At 30.7% G+C, this 2544-nt stretch carries 3 protein-coding genes; 1 reads left to right on the forward strand and 2 read right to left on the reverse strand.

The window, feature by feature from the left end:
• A partial coding sequence (locus tag N4A55_RS09910; protein ID WP_293755688.1) for a hypothetical protein occupies positions 1-340 on the forward strand: 340 nt, incomplete at its 5' end.
• Positions 341-960: 620 nt separating this feature from the next.
• Here the strand turns inward: N4A55_RS09910 and N4A55_RS09915 are convergent.
• Both N4A55_RS09915 and N4A55_RS09920 read right to left on the reverse strand, forming a co-directional pair.
• The gene (locus N4A55_RS09915; RefSeq protein WP_293755691.1) at positions 961-1464 is read right to left on the reverse strand and encodes a hypothetical protein; all 504 of its coding nucleotides are present in this window, start codon (positions 1462-1464) and stop codon (positions 961-963) included.
• An 11-nt stretch (positions 1465-1475) separates the two neighbouring features.
• A complete protein-coding gene (locus N4A55_RS09920; RefSeq protein ID WP_330666371.1) occupies positions 1476-2327 on the reverse strand; it encodes an RHS repeat-associated core domain-containing protein in 852 nt (283 codons plus the stop codon).
• Between the last annotated feature and the right edge of the window lie 217 nt (positions 2328-2544).

Below are 2544 nucleotides of genomic sequence, written 5' to 3' on the forward strand. Positions count from 1 at the left end.
ATACCATAAAAGATTTCTAGGTGAGTGTACTTTTGTTTCTCATATATTTATTAATGCAGATAATAACAAAGGAACAACATATATTCTTCGTGCTATTGAGCTAATTGAAAAAGAACAGCCAAGTTGGGGGACTAAAATCATGGGTGACAACATAGATATATTTACTTATCAATTTAGCCCTATTGATGAATTTAACTGTCAAAGCCTTATTTTGACCTTTTATAAGCAAACAAAAATATATGTGGTTTTTAATGGGATGAATCAAAAACAAATACCTAGTACAACTAAAGCTAAGTTGAAGTTTTTTTCATCTTTATTATTTGATGATTTGGACATCTAGTCATGTTTCTATCTTTCTAAGCAAAACTTCTACGGAATGGCTCTTGGTTTTTAGACCCATAAGAAAGACCCTGAAAAGATTTTCGGAGGGGGAAGACCTTAAAACCACTTCGTAGGCTATCGACCCTAGATGGTCTTGTTCCTGTCTCAAGGTTATTCATTTTATTGATAATACAAAAATAAAACTATACCACTCAAAGGATGTCCATGTATTAGTGATATATGTATATTGTATACATGGTGTTTATTATTACTTTATCTGTAGCCTGATATGGTTCTCATAAAAAGCATGGCTATCGGTCTTTTTCAGGTTATGCTTTATAGATTTATAGCATAGAAGCATAGAAAAGGTTACTTGGTTTATTCAATAGGCAAAGAAACCTTTTCTTTTTAAGGGACTTAATTGGTTCAGGTTTTTATCAAGATTACTCATCCCCTTTTATGTAATTTAATAACTATAGGTAGGATGAAATAGTATTGTTTTTTCAGACCCAAGAGAAAGACCCTAAAAAGATTTTGGAGGGGGGAAGACCTTTAAAACAATTTAAGTATTTTATAATTTAGGCTATAAATTTGAGGTGATGGCTTAACTGAAAAGTTATTCCATCACCTTTAAGATTATTATATGTACTTCATTAGCATTGATATAGGTTTTGCTTTTCTAAGAATATCATCAACTGTAAGGATAGAGCGTATACAATCCTTAGTAGCTCTTGCTATTTCATATGTTAGCTCTTGTAAATTCATTTCATAATGCCATAACTCTTGCTTGATAGGAATCTTATCAGTTTTGATTAACTCTGTATCTCCCTCATCATCTCTTTCTATATATATCACCTTAAGTTTATTCTCATTATTTTCAAATAATAGCCAACGATTATATCGATCGGGTAAAGTAAGTGCAACAAACGATTCTTGATTCATCAGCTCTAATGCTTTATTTAATAATGAAAACCAATGTACTAGTAATTCGTCATATATTGGTATTTCATCGTCAACATAGCCTATTATATTATCCCCAAAGCTAATTTTAAATTGACCTTCAATATCACTTATTTCATTAATATCTGATTTAGAGATATTATTAATGACATCCATATTTATCTTGTAATCAATTTTTATCATTTTATCATCTCCTAAAAACCAAAATCATCTAAAATATATTTAAAGTGTCCATAGGCAGTCTTAAAGACTCCATCTTCTATAACTACAGTTATTTTTTCGCCTAATGCTTTAACTATATATTTTCCATTTGTTTTTCCTTGATGCATCAACTGATTATATGCTGTTTGGGCAACGCCAGTTACCACATCTTCAGACCACTCAGGATTGAAGAAACTTCTATCAGCAATATTTTCAGCAATTTCATCTCTTGGAAGCTTTTTAATAAGATATGAAAGCTGTTGTTTTACCCTACTAAATGTATGTCTATTGAGAATATGCTTCTTGTTCTCTTTGCTAAGATTAATAATTTCTCGAGTGACATCATCGGCACTTTCTTTAATAACTGTTTTGGTTGCTTCTTTAACAATATTAGATGCCATTGCTGCTGCTAAACCTGCATTCATAGCGAGTGTGCCACGTTGATATTCATGTTCTTCTACATAAAGTTTATCTAACTGATTCAAGGTCAGTTGGGTAACATCAATATTTTTTACATAATGGTACTGTTTTAATTTCATAAGAAATTTATCCGCAAATGTCATTTGGTCAATCTGTAACCAAGTAATTCTATCCTCTGGGTCTGTTTCCATCCAAGCTATCCATAATTGGTGTACTGGGTCTGTTGGATAACCTTTTCCTGAATATTTGCTTATGTCAAGTAGCATATCGCCATATTCAAAGTTGGATGTATTACCTTTTTCACTACAGTAACCTGTTGGGTCTATATAGTTTACAGGGTTATTGGATACGTAAGCGTAAAGATTAAGCCCATCCCCTCTATAACTATCCATAACTATAAACCTATTTATATAGAAGATACTAATTAGTACATTTTAATATCAATATCTCTATACTCGAAGTTAACATAACTAGTTAACCCTAGATTTATAGTTGTATATGCTTAGATATAATATTATAGGGACATTATAACATATATTGAATAATGTTCGTAAGATTTAATATCATATCTAAATATATACTCTGGTGATGGGGATACTTGCACTTTTATTTTAATTGTATTTTAAATAGTAGCTATTTTTA

It is taken from the genome of Vallitalea sp., from assembly GCF_025211055.1.
Taxonomy (GTDB): Bacteria; Bacillota; Clostridia; order Lachnospirales; family Vallitaleaceae; genus Vallitalea.

Coding starts and splice junctions, on each gene's coding strand:
- N4A55_RS09915 (WP_293755691.1), bottom strand. CDS start 1,464: ATGATAAAAATTGATTACAAGATAAATATGGATGTCATTAATAATATC.